General features: G+C 34.8%; 12 protein-coding genes and 2 tRNA genes. 10 read left to right on the plus strand and 4 right to left on the minus strand.

What is annotated here, in order from left to right; translation table 11 throughout:
- The first annotated feature begins 138 nt into the window (after positions 1–138).
- On the plus strand, positions 139–1,503 hold the full coding sequence (locus NTX22_03350; GenBank protein ID MCX6149544.1) for a TrpB-like pyridoxal phosphate-dependent enzyme: 1,365 nt from the start codon (positions 139–141) through the stop codon (positions 1,501–1,503).
- Positions 1,504–1,549: 46 nt separating this feature from the next.
- Here the strand turns inward: NTX22_03350 and NTX22_03355 are convergent, their stop codons facing one another.
- Positions 1,550–3,754, minus strand: a complete 2,205-nt coding sequence (locus tag NTX22_03355) for a T9SS type A sorting domain-containing protein (GenBank protein MCX6149545.1) — start codon at positions 3,752–3,754, stop codon at positions 1,550–1,552.
- Positions 3,755–4,043: 289 nt separating this feature from the next.
- Here NTX22_03355 and NTX22_03360 point away from each other — a divergent pair, with 289 nt between their 5' ends.
- The gene (locus NTX22_03360; protein MCX6149546.1) at positions 4,044–4,337 is read left to right on the plus strand and encodes a hypothetical protein; all 294 of its coding nucleotides are present in this window, start codon (positions 4,044–4,046) and stop codon (positions 4,335–4,337) included.
- A 139-nt stretch (positions 4,338–4,476) separates the two neighbouring features.
- On the opposite strand, the gene NTX22_03365 is transcribed toward NTX22_03360, so the two are convergent.
- The 3 genes from NTX22_03365 to NTX22_03375 form a co-directional block, all read right to left on the minus strand.
- A complete protein-coding gene (locus tag NTX22_03365; GenBank protein ID MCX6149547.1) occupies positions 4,477–5,778 on the minus strand; it encodes a TolC family protein in 1,302 nt (433 codons plus the stop codon).
- Between the two features lie 104 nt (positions 5,779–5,882).
- Positions 5,883–8,957 carry an efflux RND transporter permease subunit gene (locus tag NTX22_03370; GenBank protein ID MCX6149548.1) on the minus strand — a complete coding sequence of 1,025 codons (3,075 nt, stop codon included), beginning with the start codon at positions 8,955–8,957 and terminating at the stop codon, positions 5,883–5,885.
- Positions 8,958–9,090: 133 nt separating this feature from the next.
- A complete protein-coding gene (locus NTX22_03375; GenBank protein ID MCX6149549.1) occupies positions 9,091–10,161 on the minus strand; it encodes an efflux RND transporter periplasmic adaptor subunit in 1,071 nt (356 codons plus the stop codon).
- A 303-nt stretch (positions 10,162–10,464) separates the two neighbouring features.
- Here NTX22_03375 and NTX22_03380 point away from each other — a divergent pair, with 303 nt between their 5' ends.
- From NTX22_03380 to NTX22_03415, 8 genes are all read left to right on the plus strand, one after another.
- A complete protein-coding gene (locus NTX22_03380) occupies positions 10,465–11,151 on the plus strand; it encodes a hypothetical protein (GenBank protein MCX6149550.1) in 687 nt (228 codons plus the stop codon).
- A gap of 61 nt (positions 11,152–11,212) precedes the next feature.
- Positions 11,213–12,499: an OmpA family protein gene (locus NTX22_03385; GenBank protein ID MCX6149551.1), complete on the plus strand. Its 1,287-nt coding sequence runs from the start codon at positions 11,213–11,215 to the stop codon at positions 12,497–12,499.
- Positions 12,500–12,554: 55 nt separating this feature from the next.
- Positions 12,555–12,627, plus strand: a tRNA-Gly gene (locus NTX22_03390).
- An 85-nt stretch (positions 12,628–12,712) separates the two neighbouring features.
- A tRNA-Val gene (locus NTX22_03395) sits at positions 12,713–12,790 on the plus strand.
- Positions 12,791–13,610: 820 nt separating this feature from the next.
- Positions 13,611–17,357, plus strand: a complete 3,747-nt coding sequence (locus NTX22_03400; GenBank protein MCX6149552.1) for a PAS domain S-box protein — start codon at positions 13,611–13,613, stop codon at positions 17,355–17,357.
- 37 nt (positions 17,358–17,394) lie between these two features.
- The gene (locus NTX22_03405) at positions 17,395–17,784 is read left to right on the plus strand and encodes a response regulator (GenBank protein ID MCX6149553.1); all 390 of its coding nucleotides are present in this window, start codon (positions 17,395–17,397) and stop codon (positions 17,782–17,784) included.
- Positions 17,785–18,322: 538 nt separating this feature from the next.
- Positions 18,323–22,282 (plus strand): PAS domain S-box protein, encoded by a 3,960-nt coding sequence (locus NTX22_03410; protein MCX6149554.1) that lies wholly within the window; start codon positions 18,323–18,325, stop codon positions 22,280–22,282.
- Between the two features lie 793 nt (positions 22,283–23,075).
- Positions 23,076–24,278 (plus strand): metallophosphoesterase, encoded by a 1,203-nt coding sequence (locus NTX22_03415; protein MCX6149555.1) that lies wholly within the window; start codon positions 23,076–23,078, stop codon positions 24,276–24,278.
- The last annotated feature ends 61 nt before the right edge of the window (positions 24,279–24,339 follow it).

The following is a 24,339-nucleotide window of genomic DNA, read 5'->3' on the forward strand; positions in this document are numbered from 1 at the left end:
CCGTAGATAGTGAAACAACTATCTGCGGCTTTTTAATTTTAAAGCCGTGGTGTCAATCACGGCTTTTTTTATGCACATAATAAAGGAAATAGTATTTAACATTAACTAATTTTATAACAACCTTTTAGGAGACAAAAAATGCGTGATAACAAATTCACTCTTCATGTTAAAGAGATGCCCGATCACTGGTATAATATTTTACCAGATCTACCAGTACCACTGGCACCACCAATTCATCCGGGAACTAAACAACCGATAAACCCGGAAGATCTTTCGGCAATTTTTCCAATGGAATTAATTAAACAAGAAATGAGTCCGGAAAGATTTATTGAAATTCCCGATGAAGTTTTAGATATTTATTCACTTAGTCGACCTACTCCCGTAATCCGTGCATACAGGCTGGAAAAGTATCTTGACACACCTGCAAAAATCTATTTCAAATACGAAGGAGCAAATTCCTCTGGCAGTCATAAACTCAATACTTCAATTGCACAGGCTTATTACAATAAAAAAGCAGGGATTAAAAAATTAGTAACTGAAACCGGGGCTGGGCAATGGGGCAGCGCTCTTTCGATGGCTTGTAATCATTTCGATTTGGGATGCCAGGTGTTTATGGTTAAAGTAAGTTTTCAACAAAAACCTTACAGAAAATCATTGATGCAGCTTTATGGTGCAGAAGTAATTCCAAGCCCTTCTGTATTAACAAATGCAGGAAGAAATGTATTAGCGCAATTTCCGGATTCACCAGGTTCGCTTGGAATTGCAATAAGCGAGGCAGTTGAAATAGCTGGACAGAGAGAGGATACAAATTATTCACTTGGAAGCGTTCTTAATCATGTTCTCTTACATCAAACGATAATTGGTGAGGAAGCAAAATTACAGATGGAAATGGCAGATGATTATCCTGATGTTGTAATTGGATGTGTAGGCGGCGGAAGTAATTTTGGTGGAATAAGTTTTTCATTTTTAAGAGATAAGATTAATGGCAACAAAAAGAATTTGGAAGTAATAGCAGTTGAACCTTCATCTTGTCCAACACTTACTAAAGGAAAATTTGCATATGATTTTGGTGATGAAGCTGGTTTTACACCACTATTAAAAATGTACACACTTGGGCATAATTTCGTTCCCGCAAAAATTCACGCCGGAGGATTACGCTATCACGGCGCATCACCAATCGTTTCTCACTTATTAGATCTTGGATTGATTAAAGCTGAATCTTATTACCAGAAAGAAGTTTTTGAAGCCGCAAAAATATTTGCACAGGAAGAAGGAATTGTTCCTGCACCAGAAAGTGCACATGCGCTTAAATCAGCCATTGAATATGCAAAGAGATGTAAAGAAAGTGGTGATAAAAAAACTATCCTGTTTAATATGTCGGGTCACGGACTACTGGATCTTGGCGCTTACGATGCATTCTTAAGAAATGATTTGGAAGATCATGAAATGACCGATGAAGAGATTGCAGGAAATTTGAAAGATTTGCCGCAAGTTGCTGTCTAAATTATTAAAAATGCCATGTCTTTTTGATGTGGCATTTCCCTTTTCTTTAGCGCAATAAAATCATTTTTTTTGTTTGAATAAAATCTCCTGCTTTTAGCTGACAAAAATAAATCCCACTTGGTAAATTGGAAGCATTAAACTCAACTTCATAAACTCCAGCTTGCTTTGCTTCGTTAACAAGAGTTTCTACCTTTCTTCCAAGTATATCATAAACCTTCAAACTCACAAATCCCAATTTCGTATTCCGAAATTTGATTGAGGTAGTTGGATTAAATGGATTTGGATAATTCTGCGATAAACTAAACTGATCAGGAATTGTCCCAGTATTTTCTTGAACATTCGTTATAATTCCAAACCACTTTAGAGCCTGTACCTGTGGAGCAGTTTCACTGAAACCGTACCAGTACTTAACTGGACTTGAACTTATTGAAAGCGGATCGTACGATAAGAATGCGATTCTATTGCCTGCTGTTAATATTCGATGCGAGGCGCAGGGAACTATTTCAACTTTTGATTTTCCTTCTATTCCTCTTGTTTCTACTTTCATATCAGCTTGTACATCCGGTAAAATTTCATAACCGTCAATCCAGTTTTCATAATTAGAAATTCTTTCTGGGTCGCAGATCATTGAATCGGTTGGTTGAGAATTAAATAAAGAATACAAAGGTCCGCCTAATAATAAACCTTGCTGTGGAAAAACTCTTGATGGTATTTTTTGACCAGAATTATCTGCATAACTTACATCATTAAAGGAATGAGTAATACCAAGTATGTCATATTCAAATGATCCTTCGGAAAAGGTTGAATCCTGAAAGCCATATCTTGCACCTAACCACTCCTGTCCTGCCAGAAAATAATTATGATTTGAGTTTACTTTTAGCCATGGAACAATTACAGAGTCATTGTAATATCCGGAAGTTGAAGGAACAATTTCCAAGATGTTGTCATAATAATTTACCAACTCAGTAGTAAGTGGTCCGTAACACCAAATATCGTGATCAAATTGGCGCGGAGTAAAATTAACAAAATCATCGTTACCGAAATATTTTTTACTAATAAAATAATCTGAGAAGAAACTTCCAGGATTATCAAAGACAAGCAAAGTGTTTACATTAGGTGTTGGAGCAAAAATTAGGTACGTCCAAAAAACAGATCTTGCAAAATTTCCATTATCAAATAATCCCTTAATCCAGTAAGTAACTTTAGTATTTGGTGGTTGTCCTGGCAATTTTGCTTTCCAGGTATACTCGCTATCCATTGTCATTGGAATTTCAATCCATTTGTTATTATCATTAATTGAATAGATTAAATACACAGTTTTAATTGTATCTGAGCATCCCCAAAAAACTTTGACAGTAACTTCTCTTGGTTCTGTTGAAAGAGTAGATGGTAAACGAGTAAAATGATTTACATCTGGTGGTTCACAGCCGGTTATATCTATTGCCAAAGCAATATCAAAAGTATATGGTTCAGACCACCAACCCCAAGTGGTAGTGTCTGGATGACCGGGTGAAGATTTTTTTCCGTTAGCATAGAATTTAAATCCATTATAACCAGCATCCTTTGAGGAATATACACCAATCTTCATTGTATCTAAAAACCAATATATATTTCGTAAAAAGATTCCAAAGATATCTCCAGTTTTTAATTTAGGTTCATAACCCATCCATCCGGTAGTATACCAATCATAGGTTTTCTCATTGCCATCATTATGGACCGAAAAAGGTATTTGATCTAACTCCCATAATAGATCACCACAAAAGTACTCCCTGTTATTAAATGGTATCCAAGTTTTTGGTTCGGATGCCTCTTCCAAAAATGGGTTAATATCATTAAATCCATTTCCCTTTGAAATAAAGTAACCCCACCTTTCTGTATCTGCAGAAATAATTTCGTCTTTAGTAAGATTCAATTTATATATTTTAATTTCTAGCATATTGAATTCTTCTATACTAGAGCAGTTAAAACCAATTTTTTTTATTATGAAGTTAGCAGGTGCCTGGAACCATTGCATTATTACATCCTGCCCAGCAAATTTGAAATCAGTATTAAAATTACCGCCAAAACTTCGATAAGATATTGTATCAGTAAATCCAGCAGGTTGTTTCACTTCACTACTTTTATCTTTTAAGATTTTTTGTGTAGATAGTTTGCTGAGTTGACCATTTGGTTTAAGGATAAATCTTTGCTGTGGAAAAGTTGAACTAATCAGAATGAAAAAGATTATGAATATTATTTTTTTTGAAGGCATCCCGATCCTCATCAATATTCTGACTTCAAAATACTCATCTTCTTTATTAAAGTAAATTTTAAATAAAATTTCTTAGCTCAAAGGACCTAAAATTTCCTTCGTGATTATTTTTCTTGAATTTAGTCGGAAAGATTTTTAGTTTCCATTAGAATTAAATAAGAATCTGCTCCTTAAGAGAAAGGTTCTAAAAATTACAACTATACCAACTTACCGGATAATTTTACTTTCCTCAAGATGCAGATAGTTAATTATTTCTTAAGAAAGATTTGTAACACGAAAGGAGGATATTATGAAAGCAGGTATTTTCTTTACAGGATCTGGTCCCATTCTCATCCTAACTTCTTACGATTCTTTAACTAATCCAAATCTGGTTAATAAGCTTTCAGTTAAGGGAATTAAAAAGTTTATCGCTTTTGAAGTTCCTGTTGAAATTGTAAAGGCAAAATACCACTCTCATTACGATGTAGTAATGAGTGACATTAAGCAGGAAGATGATTTGCGGGTTATGGATTACGATGGGCATCATGTATATAGTGAGTTTTCTCTTAAAGAACTCGGAGAACCAGTTTTCTATGAACCGTAGCTGTTAATTGGTTTTAATTCTTTGGCAAAAATTCAGAATCGGAGAAATGGTAAAACGGAGAATGGGCGAATCGGAGAGTTTGTATACCTGAAGGTATGATTGGTGATCACCGTTTCCCCGGATCCCGGTTCTGAAATGTTTAGTTCTTTGCAATAATTTCACCACTCAACCTTAACAATTCAACCTCGGCATACTTTGCAGAATATTGCGCTGAAACTAATCTTGTCTGCGAATCGAGCAAAGCCCTTTGTGCTTCCCGCAATTCTAGCGGTGAGTATGATCCGTTGCGGAAGCGTTCCATAGCTATATCTGCATTCTGCTTAGCCACTGCCAAATTTTCTTCTTCAAGTTTAACCAAAGTTAAACCATTTTTGAAATTCAGATATTCCTGTTCGAAGTTAGCTTCAACACTATTTTTAATAGAATTAAATTGCAGTTCACTATTCATCAAATCGATGTTCGCATTTTCAATTTGCCTTCTTGTGTTCAGTCCGTTAAAAAGATTTAGTGAAAAATTCAATCCGTATGTAAAGCCCTGGTTTTGATTTAGTTTGTAGAGTCCTGCCTGGTAATCGAAACGGCTAAAGTTATAATTGATGAAAGCTCCAACTTGCGGATACAATTGAGATCTTATTCCATTTAAATTAAGAGAGGCAATTTCTCTGTTCTTATCTGCAATTCTTAATTCATTATTCCTGGCAAGGGTTTTATTCTTCAGATCATCATAAGAAAAATTATTATGATTAACGATAGAATCTTTAATTACAAAATCAGTATTCGCGTTCCTAGCTAACAACTTATTAAGCGTAACTTTTGCATTGGATAACGAAATTTGTTGTTTTAAAAGATTAGAACTATCAGCATTCAAATCAACTTTTGCCTGAAGAAGCTCAATCCTGGAAGCTGATCCAATTTTAAATTTATCGCCTGCAATTTTCACTCTCTCACCCGAAATTTCAATCGCATCTTTTATGGCGTTAATCGAATGTTGTATGCTTACAATATTGTAATAATTTTGAATAATCAAAGCAATATTGTTTTCAATTTCAATCCTTGTGTTTAACTCTCCGACTTCACGGAATTGTTTTAATCTGCTATATGAAATGAACATGTTAAAGCCATCAAATAACGTCCAGTTAAGTGCAATACCAGCAATTTTGGAATCTGTTTCCGCACTCGATCGGTTGATGCTTCTGCCATCAGAATATTCCTGTTTTGTATCTGCTTTACTTTTACTAATAGAACCAGTTGCATCAAGTTTTGGTAGAAACCCAGCATTTCCTAAAGAATAATTATTAGAATCAATGCTTGCTTCATTTCTTGCAATTTGGATTTGGTAGTTATTTTGCAATCCAAGCTGGATAGCTTTTTCAAGTGTAAGAACTTTCTGAGAGAACAATGATGATGAAATGAAAATGAACAAAATTATTTTTCTGAACATTGCACTTATCCGATTTATATAAAATATTAACAAACTAATTTACGCAGATGAATTTGATTTTTATTATCACTTTAAATTGTTAATAGACTCAATTACTGTAGCTATTATGCTGCCGAAATTTCTTCAACATTGCTTACAAGCTTTTCCTTTTTGCTTGTAAAGAAAGTATAAATTGCCGGTACAACATAAAGCGTTAGAAAAGTTGAAAATATTAATCCTCCAATAACTGCAATACCCATTGAGACACGGCTACCGGCACCTGCTCCAAGTGCTAACGCAATTGGTAAAGCGCCAAGAATAGTTGATAAGCTCGTCATCAAAATTGGGCGAAAGCGTGCGGTAGCAGCATCTTGCACAGCATCAAAAATTGAAAGTCCCTGTGCTCTTCGTTGATTGGCAAATTCAACGATAAGAATTCCATTCTTGGTAACTAATCCAATCAACATAATTTGACCTATTTCGCTAAAAATGTTTAATGTTTGATTGAAGTACCAAAGGGAGAACAACGCACCTGCTAAAGCAAGAGGAACAGTAAACATTATTATAAATGGATCTCTAAAACTTTCGAACTGTGCTGCCAGAATTAAATACACTAAGACTAAAGCTAACATAAAAATGTAAGCCAGGCTTGAAGAACTTTCTGCAAAATCCTTTGAAGGTCCGGAAAGAGCAGTTGAAAATGTCTCATCCAATACTCTGGAAGCAATATTATCCATCGCTTTAATTCCATCGCCAATAGTTTTGCCGGGCGCCAGGTTTGCTGAAACAGTTGCCGAGATAAACCGGTTATACCTGAAAAGCTGCGGAGGATTTACCTTTTCCGATAAACTTACAACGTTATCTAACTGGATTAATTCACCACGATTATTTTTTACATAAAGTGATTTTAAATCTAAAGGTTCGCTGCGGTTTGCTCTATTCAATTGACCGATAACCTGGTATTGTTTTCCATTCATTATAAAATATCCAAACCGCTGCCCGCTTAAAGAAAGCTGAAGTGTTTGAGCAATATTGAGTGCAGAAATTCCAAGATCTTTTGCTTTATTGCGATTTATATCTACTACAATTTCTGGTTTATTAAATTTTAAATTAACATCTACGATTGCAAAAGTTGGATCTTTAGTAGCTGCCTCCAAAAATTTGGGAAGTGCGATTCTTAGTTTTTCAAAATCCGGTGCTTGAATTACATATTGAACTGGTAAGCCGCCCCGGCTTGCGCCAATTGATTGATCCTGAGCAATTACTGTTCTGGCACCAGTTAATTTTCTTACATCATTGGATAGCTCCGCAAAAATTTGCTGTTGAGATTTTTTCCTTTCATCTGGATCTTTCAATACCAAACGGACAAATCCTGAATTTGCAGTACCACCACCGGCTCCACCTGCAGTAACTGATATTACCGCATCTTTTTGCGAAACTGTATCCTGTACAAGTTTAGATAATTTGTTCATGTAATCATCCATATATTCATACGAAGATCCTTCCGGTGCCGTAGCAATTAGCTGCATCCCGCTTCGGTCTTCAATTGGAGCCAACTCTGATTGTAGTGATCCTCCAAAAATGAATATCATTACTATTGTAACAACCATAATTACAAAAGCAATCCATCTATGCTTCATAAATCTATTTAGGGAATTCTTATATATGTTTGTCATTCCGCTAAAGAATGGTTCAGTCTTTTCGTAGAACCAATTATGTTTAGTTCTATGTTTCAATAACTTAGTGCTTAACATAGGAGTTAGTGTTAAAGCAACAAATGCAGAGATTAAAACTGAGCCGGCAATTACAATTCCAAATTCTCTAAATAATCTTCCGGTTAATCCTGAAAGAAATATAATTGGAAGAAATACTGCTGCAAGCGTTACTGTAGTTGAAATGATAGCGAAGAAAATTTCTGATGATCCTTTTTTACCGGCTTCTAAAGGATGCATCCCTTTTTCAATTTTAGTATAGATGTTCTCAAGAACAACAATAGCATCATCAACTACAATTCCAATGGCAAGGACAATCCCCAGCAAGGTTAAAACATTTATGGTAAAGTTAGCCAGGTACATTATAAAGAAAACCCCGATAAGCGAAATTGGAATTGCAATAATTGGAATCAGTGTAGTTCGCCAATCCCTTAAAAATGCAAAGATGATAAGGATTACCAATCCAAACGCAATAAAAATAGTTTCTTCAACTTCACTAATAGATCTTCTAATAAATTTTGTAACATCGAAACCGATTCCCATCTCTAAGTCCGGAGGTACATCTTTTTTAAGCTGTTCAATTACTTTATAAAATTGATCTACAATTTCTATATGATTTGAACCAGGTTGTGGAATTACAACCACACCTACCATAGGAATGCCATCGCGTTTAAGAATTGTTCTTTCATTTTCCGGACCTAACACAGCTTCACCAACATCACTAAGTTTTACTACATTACCATTTTCCTCTTTAAGGATTAAATTATTAAAATCATCTGGACTTACTAACCTACCAAGCGTTCGTACAGTCAACTCAGTCGATGCACCTTCAATTCTTCCTGAAGGGAGTTCAATATTTTCCGTATTGAGGGCATTTTGCACATCGAGTGGTGTAAGATTATATGCCGATAGTTTTTTAGGATCGAGCCACAGACGCATTGAATATTTTTTTTCACCCCAAATTACAACCTGACTTACACCAGGAATTGTTTGAAGTCTTTCTTTGAAGACATCATTTGCAATTCTGGAAAGATCAAGCAGGTTTCTGGAATTACTTTTTACACTTAAAAATACAATCGGACTTGCATCTGCTTCTGCTTTAGTAACAACCGGTGGATCAACATCAGTCGGAAGATTTCGCATTGCTCTGGATACTTTATCTCTAACATCGTTTGCGGCGGCTTCAAGGTCAACTCCTAAATTAAATTCAACAGTTATATTGCTTCTGCCTTCTCTGCTTGTAGAAGTAAGTGAACGAATACCAGCAATTCCATTTATTGATTCTTCAAGTGGTTCGGTAATCTGAGATTCAATAACATCCGCATTTGCACCCGTGTATGATGTGCTAACTGTTATTACAGGTGGATCTACACTTGGATATTCTCGAACACCCAAAAAGGAATACCCGATTGCTCCAAACAACACAATTACGATTGACATTACGATTGCAAGTACCGGTCGTTGTATACTTAAAGATGATAAACTCATTATTTAATTCTCTTTTAAACTTTTTATGGTTTTTGTTTTATTTATAATTACAAAAATTGTATGATGTTCAACGAAAATTTTACAACAATAAATCCCTTCTCTATACAAGATAGAATAGAATAAAACTCAAATTTCATTTAACTGATGAAACTTTTACCTGAGCATTCGGGCGTATTTGCATGAGACCGGATGTTATTACTGAATCACCTTCGCTTAATCCGCTTACAACCTGGATAATTTTTTCCTTTCTAATTCCCACTTCCACTGGTTTGGGAATAGCTTTTCCATTTTTAACGATGTAGACTTTTTGTCCCTTTACGTCCGGAATTAAAGCTTCTGTAGGAATAGAAAGTGCATTATCAATAACTTTAAGATTAATTTCTACCTGGGCAAATGAGCCCGGGAATATTTCAGATTTTTCATTTTTTGTAATTGCTCTTATTTGAATTGTTCTTGTAGATGCATCTATCTTTGGTTCAATCGCATATATCTTGCCGGAATATTTTTTATTTATTCCCTGGATTCCAAATGTAATCCCGCTGCCCACTTTAATTTGAGTGAAATATTTTTCTGGTATTGAGAAATCAATTTTAAGAGGATTAATATTTTGCAATGTTGCAATTTTTTTATCAGGAGTAACATAGCTTCCATCACTCACAGCTTTCAAACCTATTACTCCATCAAATGGAGCATGAATTTCTGTTTTATCTATCTGAGCTTTAATTAGCTGCAGTTCAGCATCAAGAGAATTTAATTCATTCAAAGAAATATCATATTCTTCCTGACTGATTGCTTCCTTTTTCAGCATTACTTTTTGTCGATATTCCTTTTCTTCGGCAAGTTTTTTTTGAGAATTTGCTTTGAGAAGCTGGGCTTGCAATTCCGAATCGTTAATCTTAATTAACAAATCATCTTTTTTAACTTTTCTACCTTCACTAAAAAATATTTTTGTAATTTTTCCGGAAACTTCGCTGCGCAGTTCAACTTCTTCGTTAGCCAGAATTGATCCGGTTGTTAAAAGTTTATCATCAAGTTTGGATGCTTTAAGAATATAAACATTAACCGGAATTACCTGTTCACGCGATCTTGCGTTAATTAAAGAGTTTTCTTTTGTAGGTGAAGGTTTAAGTCTGGGAATAATAATTAGCCCCAATATAATAATTGAAATTACAGTAAAAAGTATTGTTTTAGTCTTTTTTTTCATCAGAAGTCCAACCTAATTGAATATTTGCATTTTTTTCAGTCAAAATTTAATGTGATTTTTTATCAATCTCTAATGCCAAATTAAACAAATCATTTTTACTTAACAATTTATTTATTATTTTGCAATCGAAATAAAAATAAAATGAAGGTTTCAGGCTATGACTTTATTTTTACTCCTGAAGAAAATAAAGCTTACTAATTAGACGCTGTTTATTAATCCTTTAGTTTTAATTTCATTTTGGTAAACAAAATTTCTGTATGTCTTTCTTAATTAAATTATTACAAACTTATATGGAAATATGATATGAAAACGATTTATGGATTATTTATAATTTCATTAATTCTTTTTGTTTCCTGCAACAAGGGAAACAAACAAAACGAAGATATCAAATCAACTCCCCAGGCTCAAACAAACATAGAACCTAATAAAAGATATCAAATAAAATCCGGGATAATTACCTATGAAATTGCTAACAATCTTATGAAGGGAAAGACAACCCAGGTTTTATATTTTGATGATTATGGAGAAAAGGAAAGTAGGGAGACAATTACTGAATTCAGTATGATGGGTCAAACTATTAAAACTCATAAAATAAGTTTAGCAAAAGACGGATATTTTTACGATCTGGATCTTGAAAAGAAAGTAGGAACAAAAATGAAAAAAATTATGCCACAAGGTTCCGAGTTTGACATTAGTAAATTTTCCGATGAAATGATGAAGGAATATAATATAACGAAAGAAGGGTCTGAAGAAATAGCCGGAAAAACTTGCGAGAAAATCTCGATGGAGAATAAAAAGATGAACATGAAGGGTACAGTGTTCAATTGGAAAGGAATAACATTAAAATCTGATATAGATATGGGGAAAATTAAAGTACAAACAATTGCTACTAAAATTGAAGAAGATGCATCTGTTCCTTCCCCCCGGTTTGAAATACCTTCTGATATAAAAATTGAAGATATGGATAATAAAATGAATCAAATGAAATAATATTTCTTACTTGAAAGAAAAACAAACTGATATAATTTTTAAATTGATCACGGAGTAAATAATGAAATCGTTTTTAACAATTTTAGTCATAGGAATCTTAATTTTAATTCCCTCGCGTCAGGTGTTTTCACAGGATCTTTTAGACAGAATTAAAGATAAAGTAGAAGATCGTGTTGATCAAAAAACAGATGAAGCTATTGATAAAGGGTTGGACAAAGTTGAAGAGGATGCAACTAAAACTGATGAAGAAAAAAAGGCAGATGAACAGAAGGAAGAAAAAGAGGTAACTAAAAAAGACAATAAGTTGGAGTCTGAAACAAAACCGGTTCAACAGGATGATTTAAAAAGTTTCTCTAAATACGATTTTATCCCAGGCGATAAAGTTGTTTTCTACGAAGACTTCAGCCAGGATGCAGTAGGTGATTTTCCGGCTTTGTGGAATACTAACAAATCAGGTGAAGTTATAACTACAAATCGTTTTCCGGGCAAATGGTTAAAAATGAAAGAGGATGGTTTGTTCTGGTTAGAAAAAGGAATTTCGCTTCCAAATAACTGCACAATAGAATTTGATGTAATTCCAGATGATAATGGTGAAGAACAGCAATCACTTAGTTTTGATATAACTATTTTAGCCACTAATGAAGGTGAACTTTATCCAACAATGTATGTTCCCGGCGCTGGCGGTGTTATTTTCAATTTAACTACACCACCTTCATACCATTCAATATCAGGATATTCAGAAGGGAGCTATGGAATGAGAGGGGATTATGAAAAAGAAATTGGACTCTTAAAAGCTAAAGAAATAAATCATGTTGCAATTTGGATCCAGAAAACGCGAGCGAGAATATATATTCATGGAGAAAAAGTATTCGATTTGCCAAAAGTTTTACCTGCCGGAATTCAATTAAATCAATTACGCTTTTGGACTACTGGAGGCTCCGAACCAATGTTTTCAAATATCAGAATTGCAGAGGCTGGTGCCGATATGCGAAGCAAACTTTTAACAGAAGGTAAATTAGTTACTCACGGAATTCTGTTTGATGTTAATTCTGATAAAATAAAACCGGAATCTTATGGTACATTAAAAGAGATTTCTAATGTTCTTAAAGAAAATGAAAGTGTGAAAGTAAATATTGTTGGGCATACTGATAGTGATGGAGATGATGCAAAAAATCTGGATCTATCAAAACGAAGAGCTGCTTCTGTAAAGAGTTTATTAAATTCCGACTTTGGTATAGATGCCTCCAGAATGGAAACTGACGGTAAAGGTGAAAAAGAACCAGTAGCCCCAAATACAACTCCAGAAGGTAAAGCAAATAATAGAAGAGTGGAGTTTATCAAATTATAATTTGCAATAGAATGACTGGTTTTTTATCTTAAGAATAGTAGTTTAAAATATTTGGGCGGGCGTAGCTCAGTTGGTAGAGTGTCAGCTTCCCAAGCTGAATGTCGCGAGTTCGAGCCTCGTCGCCCGCTCTAAAATATTTTATTCTCGTTTGGAATATTGCGGAATAATACCGATATTTCCCCACAAAATTTTTGTTCTTAATTGAAATTTTTAGGGGGCTTAGCTCAGTTGGTTTAGAGCACCTGCCTTACAAGCAGGGGGTCGTAGGTTCGACTCCTTCAGCCCCCACCAGAAGAATGCCCTGTAAATTTTAAATTTACAGGGCATTATTATTTTTAAATTTCTTGACTTTTATGGATTGGGAGTTAAAATTGCAAGGTTTTAAATTAACCAGTAATGTAATCAATCTATTTCTTGTTGAAAGGACTTAAATAAAATTTTGAAATACTGCATTGACTTTATATTTTTATCACAATTTCTCGGAAAGTATTGGTTAAGAAAATTTTGTACAATTTTTAATTTTTAGGTAACTAAAATTAAGTACTGATATACCTGGAGTATATTGGATTATTATTCAAATTTCAATTCTACACTAATACAATTAAAACTAAGAGTGCAGTATATCAGCTTGTTTATTGCTTTAAGGGGAGGATTATTAAACCTCAGTTAAAATAGAAAAGTTGGGTTCATTATAAAATAATAAAGACCACCTTTTTCAATTTTGCATCTCAATTAAGAGTATTGAGTTAAATAATATTTTGAAAAATAAGTTGAAGTATTTTAGTATAAAATTAAGTTGTTTCACTCTTAAAGATGTTGGAAACTCACCCATAAGATGTAGTTCCTTTTTCATCCTTTTGCCCTATTTACCTCCCTTATTTTTCTCACTATTTTAAAATAAATTAATCAAGATAATTATCATGTTAGAACCAATTGCGGTTGTTCTAATTGTTTTGTTTAAAACTGGATTACTCGCATCAAGTATATTGAGTTGTTTTGTTTTTCTTTATTAAGTAATTCCAATTATAGCAATCTTATCCGGATTAGTTACAGGACGACGAGCGGGTCTGGATGTATATTTAGCATCAATATATTTATTGCGGATCAATTTTTGAACACAAACAAACAATTAAAACTAATACAGTTTGGAATTGATAATGCAAATGAAAGCATTTGTTTTGTACATTCTGAAACAGGTATAATAATAAATGCCAACATCAATACTTATAAGTCACTTGGTTTTCAAAGAGAAGAAATCATTGGTCGTCAGTTTTGGTTTTTCGATATTAATTTTCTTCCTGACTATTGGCCTTTATTTGTTGAAAAGCTAAGAGCTGGTGAAAAAGTAAAATTTGAATCTTTACTTTGCAGAAAAGATGAAGTTTTAATTCCTGTAGAGATTAACGCATCATATTTTGAATTTGAAAGTGTTGGCTATATAGTAGCAATTATCAACGATATAACTGACAGAAAGAAAGTCGAAGAGACGTTGCGTGAAAACGAAGAAAAATATCGATTGATATTTGAGTATTCTCCCTTGGGACTTTTATCCTTTGATGAAAGAGGGATAATTGTTGCCTGCAATGATAAGATCGTTGAAATAATAGGATCTTCGCGTGAAGCATTAGTTGGACTAAACATGCTCAACCTTCCAGATAAAAAACTGGTTTCGTGCGTTCAAAAAGCTCTGAGCGGAAGTATAGGAGAGTATGAAGATATATATCATTCCATAACCGCAAAAAAAAGTTCCCCGGTAAGAGCCATTTTTACACCTATAGTAGTTGGAAGTGGACACATTAGCGGCGGCGTAGGAATTATAGAAGACATCACAGAACGCAAGCTGGCAGAGGAGGTTATATATAAAAGTAATAAAAAATTGGAAGCAATAATATCTGCCTCACCCGACGGGATAGGAATGCTTTCGTTAGATGGCAAGATTCAATTTATGAGCGATAAATTATTAAAAATGTACGGCTTTACTGTAGAAGAACGATATGATGTAATTGGAAGATCCGCATTTGATTTTATCGATCCCTCATATCAAAAATTATTGAATGATAATATGCGTAAGCTGTTGATGGGAGAAAGTGATCATAAAGTTAAAGACTATCTAGGAATAAGGAAGGATAACAGCCGGTTTTATTTCGAAATAAATTATAACATTCTGTATGATTCTGGAGAAAAGCCTGTTAGTATTCTTTTTATAGAGCGCGATGTAACAGATAGAAGAAAAACTGATGAGGAATTAATACAAGCAAAAAGAGCTACTGATTTGATACTTGAAACTTCTCTTATTCCAATAGCAGTATCCAATCCCAGTACTGGTGTGTTACTAAGAACCAATCAGGCAATGGCTGATTTCCACCGAACATCCTTGGACCATATTTATGAGCATAAAATAACAGATATTTTTGTCGATGTAAAAAAACAAATGCCACTTATATTTAAAGAAATCAGAGACAAAGGAAATCTAACCGGCTATGAATTGAAATTACGCAGGGTAGGTAACGGTGAAGAAACCTGGGCACTTCTTTCAATTCATCCTGTCGAATACCTTGGTGTTCAAGCTTTTATAGCATCTATTATTGATATAAGTGAAGTGAAAAGGATACAGGGTGAATTAGCTCTTGCAAAAGAAAATGCCGAAGCTGCAACAGTTGCAAAAAGTCAGTTTCTTGCAACTATGTCACATGAAATCAGAACACCGATGAATGCAATTATCGGACTTTTACACCTGGCTCTTAAAACTGATCTTAATAACAAACAGTTAGACTATTTATTAAAAATAGAAAAATCAGCGCATGCTCTTATGGGAATAATAAATGATATTCTTGATTTTTCAAAAATTGAAGCAGGAAGACTTAATATTGAACATACAGAATTAGATTTAGAAAATGTGCTAGACAATGTGTTCAATATCGTATCTCAAAAAGTTCAAGAAAAAGGGTTGGAATTCAGTATACATATTTCTAACGATGTACCACTTAACTTGATAGGTGATCCGCTGCGCATTGGACAAATCATAACAAACTACTGCAGTAATGCTATTAAGTTTACCGAAACGGGTGAAATAGTTGTATCTGCAAATATTCATGAAAAACTTGATAACAAAGTTAAAATTAGATTTGCTGTTAGAGACACAGGTATTGGTTTAACTGAAGAACAGCAGAAGAAAATATTTCAGAAATTTTCTCAGGCAGATAGTTCTACTACAAGAAAATTTGGAGGTACCGGACTCGGTCTTGCAATCTCAAAATTATTAACAGAACTTATGGGTGGGGAAGCCTGGTTTGAAAGTGCAGTCGGCAAAGGAAGCACATTTTTCTTTACTGCAGTGATGGAAGTTCAAAACGTGCAGAAGCGTGATGAATTCAAAACCTCAATTGACCTTAGTGGATTAAACGTTCTTGTAGTTGATGATAATGAAACATCCCGAATAATATTGAAAGAAGCTTTGGAATCATTCTCCTTTAAAGCAACTCTTGCAAAATCAGGCGCTGAGGCAATTGGTTTAGTTGAAAATAACATGAAACATCCTTTCGATCTTGTATTAATGGATTGGAAAATGCCTGATATGGATGGACTTGAAACCGTTATAAAAATTCTACAAGAAAATAGAATTAATACACCCACAGTAATTATGGTTACCACTTTTGAAAAAGATCAAATTGCTGATAAAGCAAAAGAGATTGGAATAAAAAGTTTTTTGATTAAACCGGTTTCTCATTCCTTACTCTTTGATACTATTATGGAGGTATTAGGAAAAGAAGTAAGACCAAAACGAAATCGTACACAAAAAGGAATCAAGCACAAAGATGCCCTTGAAAAAATTAAAGGTGCAAAAATTCTTTTGACTGAAGATAATGAAATTAATCAGCAGGTTGCATCAGAACTTTTTGAACAATCCGAATTCGTTGTAGAAATTGCCAGCGATGGAAAAGAATGCCTTGATAAAGTTTTACTTTCGGGCATTCCTTCCTGTTATGATATCATTTTAATGGACTTGCAGATGCCAATTATGGATGGATATACTGCTACAATAGAAATACGCAAACATTCGGAATACAATGATCTGCCTATTGTAGCAATGACAGCAGATGCTATGGTTGGCATTAAAGAAAAATGTATAAGTGTTGGAATGATGGATTTTATTACCAAGCCGATTGATCCGGATGAAGTTTTTGCCACGCTGATTAAATGGATTAAACCGCGTAAAAGAAAACAAGTGGGCATTCCAAAACCAAAAGTGGCTAATTCTGATGATCCGCTTCCGGTATTCAAGCATATTGATATTAACGATGGTCTAAGCCGTTTGGGAGGCAATAAAAAACTTTATATGAGCCTTTTGGAAAAATTCCATGACAGAAATATCAGTATGATAGAACAGATTAAAACGGCAATTTATAACAAGGATAAGGAGTTGGCAGTAAGACTTGTGCATACTTTAAAAGGTGTTGCCGGAAATCTTGGTGCTAAGGAAATAAATATTACGGCTGAAAAAGTTGAAGCTAAGCTGAAGAAAATGGAGAAGGAATCCGTAGAAGATGAATTTGCTGAATTTGAAATAAAATTTAATCTGGCACTTTCAGAAATTTCTTTTTGGAAAAATACCAGAATGGACACGGTAAAGGAAGATGATTCCAAAGAGTTTGATAAGCAAAAATTTAATGAACTGTTCGGTGAACTTAAAAATTTATTGGAAAATAATGATTTTGATTCGTGCAAGAAGATAGATGAAATTTTGGAATTGTCTGGAATTGGTATTTATGTAAGCGCACTAAAAGAAATCGAAAATGCTATTAAGATTTATGACTTTAACGAAGCAATTAAAAAACTAAAAGAGTTTTGTTTTAAATAATCAATTTGTTTTACAAAATATTAATTAGAGGTTAATTATGAGTATTTCATTTAAAGACAAAACAGTGCTTATTGTTGATGATGCACCGGAAAATATTACAATCTTAGGAAAATTATTATCTGAGTTTAATATCAAAGTTGCTACTGATGGTGAGAAGGCATTAGAAATCATTTCTACTAGTCCTAAAATTGATTTAATCCTTCTTGATGTTATTATGCCAGGCATTAATGGTTTTGATGTTGTAACTAAATTAAAAGAAAATCCTCTTACTGAACATATACCAGTTATCTTTGTAACCGGTGAAAAAGATGTTAATAGTTTTATTAAAGGATTTGAACTTGGAGCGGAAGATTATATCCAGAAACCGTACGATCCTAAAGTTGTACTTTTCACTGTAAAATCTAAATTAGGTTTGCTGGATACTTAAAGCAACAATAGCAATATTTTGATCCGAACAAAATTTAGATTTTTATATTTCATTCCGATATTTGATTTTATAATTGGATGGAGTTATTGATGAACAGGGATGCAATAATTACTTTTATTCTACTTAAACCCATCCTAATAGTTTAGTAAAACTTCAAGGGGATATAAATTCACCCGAAAGATGTAGTTCCTTTTTCATCCTTTAGAACGATTCATTTTATCTATAGTAATTGTATATTATTGTTGAAATGTGTAAATAACCGTTTGACAACGCTACCGGTTTATTTTTCACTACTGTGGTTGGTTATAATATTGCGTTGGCAATGGGATTAAAATTACATATCTACCTTAACAAAATATTACTTCAATTGTTTATTAGGCAGTTACAATTCATATTATAATTGAATTGTTCCGTTTTTCATAATGCTCTAAGTATTTAAGTCATAGATTGGTCGGATATAACTGAGCAATGTATTGTTCATTCCGATGCTGGTGTTATTTGTTCGAAATATTTTTTTAAGTTTTGTAAGGATTGAGCAATGAAAAATTCTGGATATACGGTAAATAGAACTGTACATGTTTTCATTTTAACGGCTGGCATTATCTCTTCGGTTCTTGGGTTTCTTAGTCTGCTCGGGTGGATTCTTAACATTCCTTTTCTTACCAGCTTAGGCGCTAATTTGATACCGATGGCGCCAAGCGCGGCGTTATTGTTTATAGTAATGGGAATCATTATCTATTTACAAAGTTTGATGCCACAAAACCGCAGAATGTACTACTTGAGCATGTTTATCGGACTGCTTGTTTCGATAATTGGGCTTCTCTTATTCATTTTATCATTGGCAGGAATATATCCACACTTCGAACATCTCGGTCTTTCCATCAATAAATATTTTGATGGTTTACCTGTAGGACACATCTCTCCGGCAACAGCGATAGGCTTTGTGGTTTGTGCTTTGTCGTTCTTACTGTCACTTACGCAATCTGATAAAAACACTAAGCGGGCATGGACAGCTTTGGTATTGGCTTTTCTCGTAATCATAATTTCTATGCTTTTTTTAATTGCATATCTTTTTGTTTCACCCTTATTGTACGGTAGCGGTGTCATTCCTCCATCACTGCTTACCTCTCTTGCTTTTTTTATTCTTTCGGTTGGTTTGTTAGTAAGTGCAGGACTTCAAATTTGGACTTACGACCCAGTAAAAGATGCTTCAATGGCACGAGTTCCATATGTTCTTTTATTAATTTTCATCCTCCTTGCAATAGGAATTGTTACCGGCGGATATTTTGCTTACCAAAACTATGAGAAGAACTTTCGCACCCAAGTAGAAAATCAGCTTAATATTGTTGCAGAGTTGAAAGTTGATCAATTAGATCAATGGCGAAAAGAACGATTAGGTGATGCAAATGTATTTTACAGGAATAGCGTATTCTCCAGTATTGTAAAACGCTACTTTAAAAATAAAAATGACTTAGATGTAAAAACAAAAATTCAGACGTGGATAAAACAAGTCCATTCAGCTTATGACTATAACAATTTATGTTTATATGACACTGCACGCATTGCACAAATCTACGTTCCCAATGAATTAATTAACACGAACCAGTACTTTTCAATCTACTTTTCCCAAGCTCTAAGTTCTGGCAAAATAGTATTTCAGGATTTTTACTTCGATAAGAAAGATAAGCGTATTTATCTTACTATTTTCATCCCCATCCTTGACGAATATAATTCAAATGTTGTTCTTGGAATACTTGCATTCAGAATTGATCCGACAAAGTATTTATATCCATTGATAGGGAGATGGCCAACACCCAGTAAAACGGCGGAAACTTTAATCTTCAGACGGGAAGGGAATGATGTACTATTTCTAAATGAACTTCGGTTTCAAAAAAATACTTCGCTTAATCTGCGTATTCCTCTAACCAAATCAAATGTGCTTGCTGTAAAAGCTGTTTTAAGACAAGAAGGAGTTATTGAAGGAGTAGATTACCGTGGAGTACCGGTTATAGGTTATGTTCGTGCAGTTCCAAACTCTCCATGGTTTATTGTTGCCCGCATAGATATGAAGGAAAGTTTTGCACAAGTAAGAGAGCAAATGTGGTTAATAGTATTTTTGGTCGTGGTTTTACTTATTGGTTCAAGCTCCGGAGTAGCATTAATATGGAGGCAGCAGCGTAACCGTTTCTATCAAAATCAATATAAGTCGGCAGAAGCCTTACGGCAATCTGAAGCCAAATATCGTTCTATTTTTGACAATGCTACCGAAGGCATTTTCCAAAGCACTCCGGAAGGAAAGTTCCTCTCAGCTAATCCCGCTATGGCACGCATTCTTGGCTTCTCCTCTCCCGAAGAGTTAATTAACGGGCGCACAGACATTGGCAATCAAAGCTATGTGCATCCAGAGCAAAGGGAGGAATTTAAACAGTTGATAGAACAGCAGAATAAAATATCCGGATTTGAATATGAGGTTCCACGTAAAGATGGTAGTGTTGTTTGGGTTTCCGAAACGACACAAGCCGTAAGGGATGCCACAGACCACATAATGTATTACGAAGGAATTTTTATCAACATTACCGAGCGCAAGCAAGCGGAGGAAGCTTTAAAAAATGAAAGATTATTATTACGCACACTGATTGATCATATTCCTGATTCTATTTATTCCAAAGATACGGCTTGCCGCAAGACAATTGTTAACCTAACAGACTTACGTTATTCGGGGGCAAAATCAGAAGCAGAAATTTTAGGGAAGACAGACTTTGATTTTTATCCAAAAGAATTAGCGGAAGGTTTCTTTGCTGACGACCAATCTGTAATGCAATCCGGTAAACCAGTCCTTAACAAAGAAGAATATGTGATAGATGAGAATGGTCATCAGCGGTGGCTGCTAACTTCAAAACTTCCCTTGAAAGATGAAAAAGGTAATATCACAGGTATTGTTGGAATTGGTCGCGACATTACAGATCGGAAGTATGCAGAAGAAGAAATTCAAAAACGAAATGAGCAGTTTAAAATAGTCTGGAATGGATCCCTTGATGGAATGAGAATAATGGACGAAAGTGGAAAAATAATTATGGTTAATGATGCTTTTTGTAATATGATTGGACTTGAAAGACAACAGCTTGAAGGTGCTCATCTATCTGTATTGTTTCATAAAAGTGTAAATGAAATTTTTGATCCTAATGAACAGAATTCTAAAATGGATGTTTACAAGCAGCGCTTTTATGACAAAAAAATTGAACCGAAGTTTGAAAGAGAACTTCATTTATGGGATGGCAGAAAAGTTTGGTTCGAAGTAACTAACGCCTATATGGAATTTGAAAGAGGCAAAACGGTAGTACTTAGTATTTTCAGAGATATAACAGTGCGAAAACAGACTGAGAAAGCGCTGCGTGAGAGTGAACGATTATTAAAGGAATCTCAACAGATTGGAGGTCTCGGTACGTATGTTCTCGAAATTGCTACCGGCATGTGGACAAGTTCAGCGGTCTTGGATGATATTTTTGGAATTGATAAAGAATATGTTCGTTCAGTAAAAGGGTGGGAAACACTAATCCATTCGGAGTGGCGTGACGAGTTAGCCCAATATTTTGAAGACAAAGTGATTGGGAATCGTTCTCGTTTCGACAAGGAATACAAAATAGTTCGATTTAGTGACAAACAAGAACGATGGGTTCATGGAATAGGTGAACTTGAAAAGGATGAAAATGGGCGATTGTTGAGAATGATAGGAACGATAATGGACATCACCGAGCGCAAGCAGATAGAATTAATTATTCAGCAGCAAAACAACCAACTACAAGAACTAAACGCATCCAAGGATAAATTCTTTTCAATCATTGCACATGATCTAAAAAGTCCTTTCAATGGCTTTTTAAATCTTACTAAAATAATGGCTACTGAAAGCCAGGATTTTACAATATCGGAATTTGCAGAGTTTAGCCTGGCATTAAATAACTCTGCTGTTAATCTGTATAAGCTGCTGGAAAATTTATTGGACTGGTCTATAATGCAGCAAGGAAAAATTTCCTTCAATTTGCAAAAGTTGAATCTAAAGGCAATTGTTTCTCAAAACATTTCAACTATTATGGATCGTGCTAAACAAAAAGGGATTTCTATCTTCAATCAAGTTGAAGATTCTATTAATGTTTCAGCCGATGAACAAATGATTAACACAGTTCTTAGAAATCTTATATCCAATGCAGTCAAATTCACAAGAAAAGATGGAACGATTACAGTAAATGCTAAATCAATCGAAAATGAAATGCTCGAAATATCAGTTAGCGATACCGGTGTTGGAATATCAGATAAAGATTTAAAGAGACTTTTTAAGATAGGTGAACAAGTAAGTTCTAAAGGTACAGAAGGTGAATCAAGTACCGGATTAGGATTACTGCTATCCAAAGAATTTGTAGAAAAACATAACGGCAAAATTTGGGTTGAAAGCAAAGAGAATGTAGGCAGTACATTTTATTTTACTCTTCAGGAGAAAAAATAATGAAATGGAAAACAAAGAGCATAAAGAAATAGTTAAAGCAAAGAAGTGCTATTGAACAAATATTCGGTCACTTGAAATCTCATAACAGATTAGAGAGAAATTTACTAAAAGGTGAAGACGGAGATTATATCAATGAAGTGCTTGCAGCATGCACATAGGTGTCAACTTAAGGTAAAATATTTAGTTTATGATGAAAATAGCCCCGACCCTGCTTACCGTAGGCAGGTTTTCAAATCGGGGAAAGAATATTCTCTAAGAATTTAGGGCTTTAGCCCGACATTAGGATTGTACTTGCCTACTGCAAGTAGGTTGGACTAAAGTCCAGGATTTTTTGAGGATTCTGATACTCCGGCATAAATGCCGGAGCTATTCAAGTACAAAATTTCCTTAGGTTAACGCCTATGTGCAGCAGGCAAGCCTATAGGGATGTATATTTTTTCATCCCAGAGGGATGATATAATTGTAGAAACAGAAAGAAAAAACAGTGCAAAATGCCGTAGGCATGATATAAAAAAAACATAATTTGACCGAAAAATAAAATAATTAACAGTTTATTAATCAGTAATTGATTTCCTTAGGTTAACGCCTATGTGCTTACTGCAGGCAAGTTTAAATTAAGGAAACTCTACGCAGTTTTCTTAGTGCCAATTTTGGATGGTTTAATAATTCTTTTGTAAAAAAATATTTTCTATTATACCAGAACTTAGATGTCTGGTCATTTGTCTCTGTTAAAAACAAATGACTTGTTCAGTGACGGCATTAGTGCAAAGTAAAAATCAACGGAAAAAACAAAATGAAAAGAAAGACTCTTATAGCATATGTTGTTACGCTTTTGTTAGGTTTAATTCTTACAAGCTGCACAAAAGACAAGGTTGCAGAACCTGCCGGAACCGATTCATGGACGTTCGTCATATTCGGAGACACACGCGGCGACTTTGATCCTGCAAAACATCCACCTTACAATGCCAGCACTGCTACAGGGGTTAGTCTTCTGCTTCCGCAGATCGCGACAAAAATAGCGTCGTTGAAACCGGAATTTGTACTGCACGTTGGTGACCTTGTCTGCGGCGATTTGTATGAGGATGTCATTTTGATAGGAGTGCCAAATGTTATCGCGATTCCCTATGCCGACCAGTTTCTCGCTTTTAAAGACGCGATGAGCCCAGTGTATAACGCGAATATCCCGCTTTATATGGTAAGAGGTAACCACGAGGTCAGCAACTCGTACGGCTTGATTAGAGGTACTGATCCCGCACTGGCGGCTGCCTACTACCAGGCATTCGGTCAATATATGCCACAAAACTACGATGGATCGTTCGCTAACCAAAAGGGCTTGACCTATTCATTCAATCATAAGCAAGTGACTGTTGTTGCGGTTGATCAATACGCCCAGTATGTGGCTCCTAATCCTTTACCTGTACCGGTCTGGAAACCCACTAACAAATGGGGAACAAATTTCTGGGGGTATCATACCATTGATCAGGACTGGGTGAGCAAACAGCTTCAAGCGTCAACAAATCCCTTCAAGATTGTTTTTGCACACGAACCCGTATATGAAGCTTGCAGCATTCCTTTCAGTACCGTCTATGCGACTTACCAATGGTCCAAGGAACTCTACTTTGGTCCCGAAAGCTTTGGCGGGATCGCCCGTCGTCAGTCATTTATCGATATGATGGGTGCAAACGGAGCACAGCTCTATGCAGTAGGTCATTTACACAATATGAGTATCGGTTATGTCCTCGACGGCGCCGGACATACGATCTATCAATTGACGGTTGGTAACGGCGGCGCATTCCCGATGCAATCCGTTGATATTACCGGCAATGAAGCCGCAATACATGATGTTCGGTATGAACTGACAAAAGTGGGATTCACCCTGGCGACGGTTAATCCAACCAACAACACAATGTTATTAGAGTATTATGTAATGGACATAAATGATTTCACTTGGTCGAAGGAGAGTTTCACTAATCAAATTACCGGCTCTTCTCCTTAATTTTATGATATATGATTTGGATAAAATAAATGGAATTTAGAAATAGTAGGCAGTACTTTTT

The organism is Ignavibacteriales bacterium, assembly GCA_026390815.1.
In the GTDB taxonomy this organism is placed as follows: domain Bacteria; phylum Bacteroidota; class Ignavibacteria; order Ignavibacteriales; family SURF-24; genus JAPLFH01.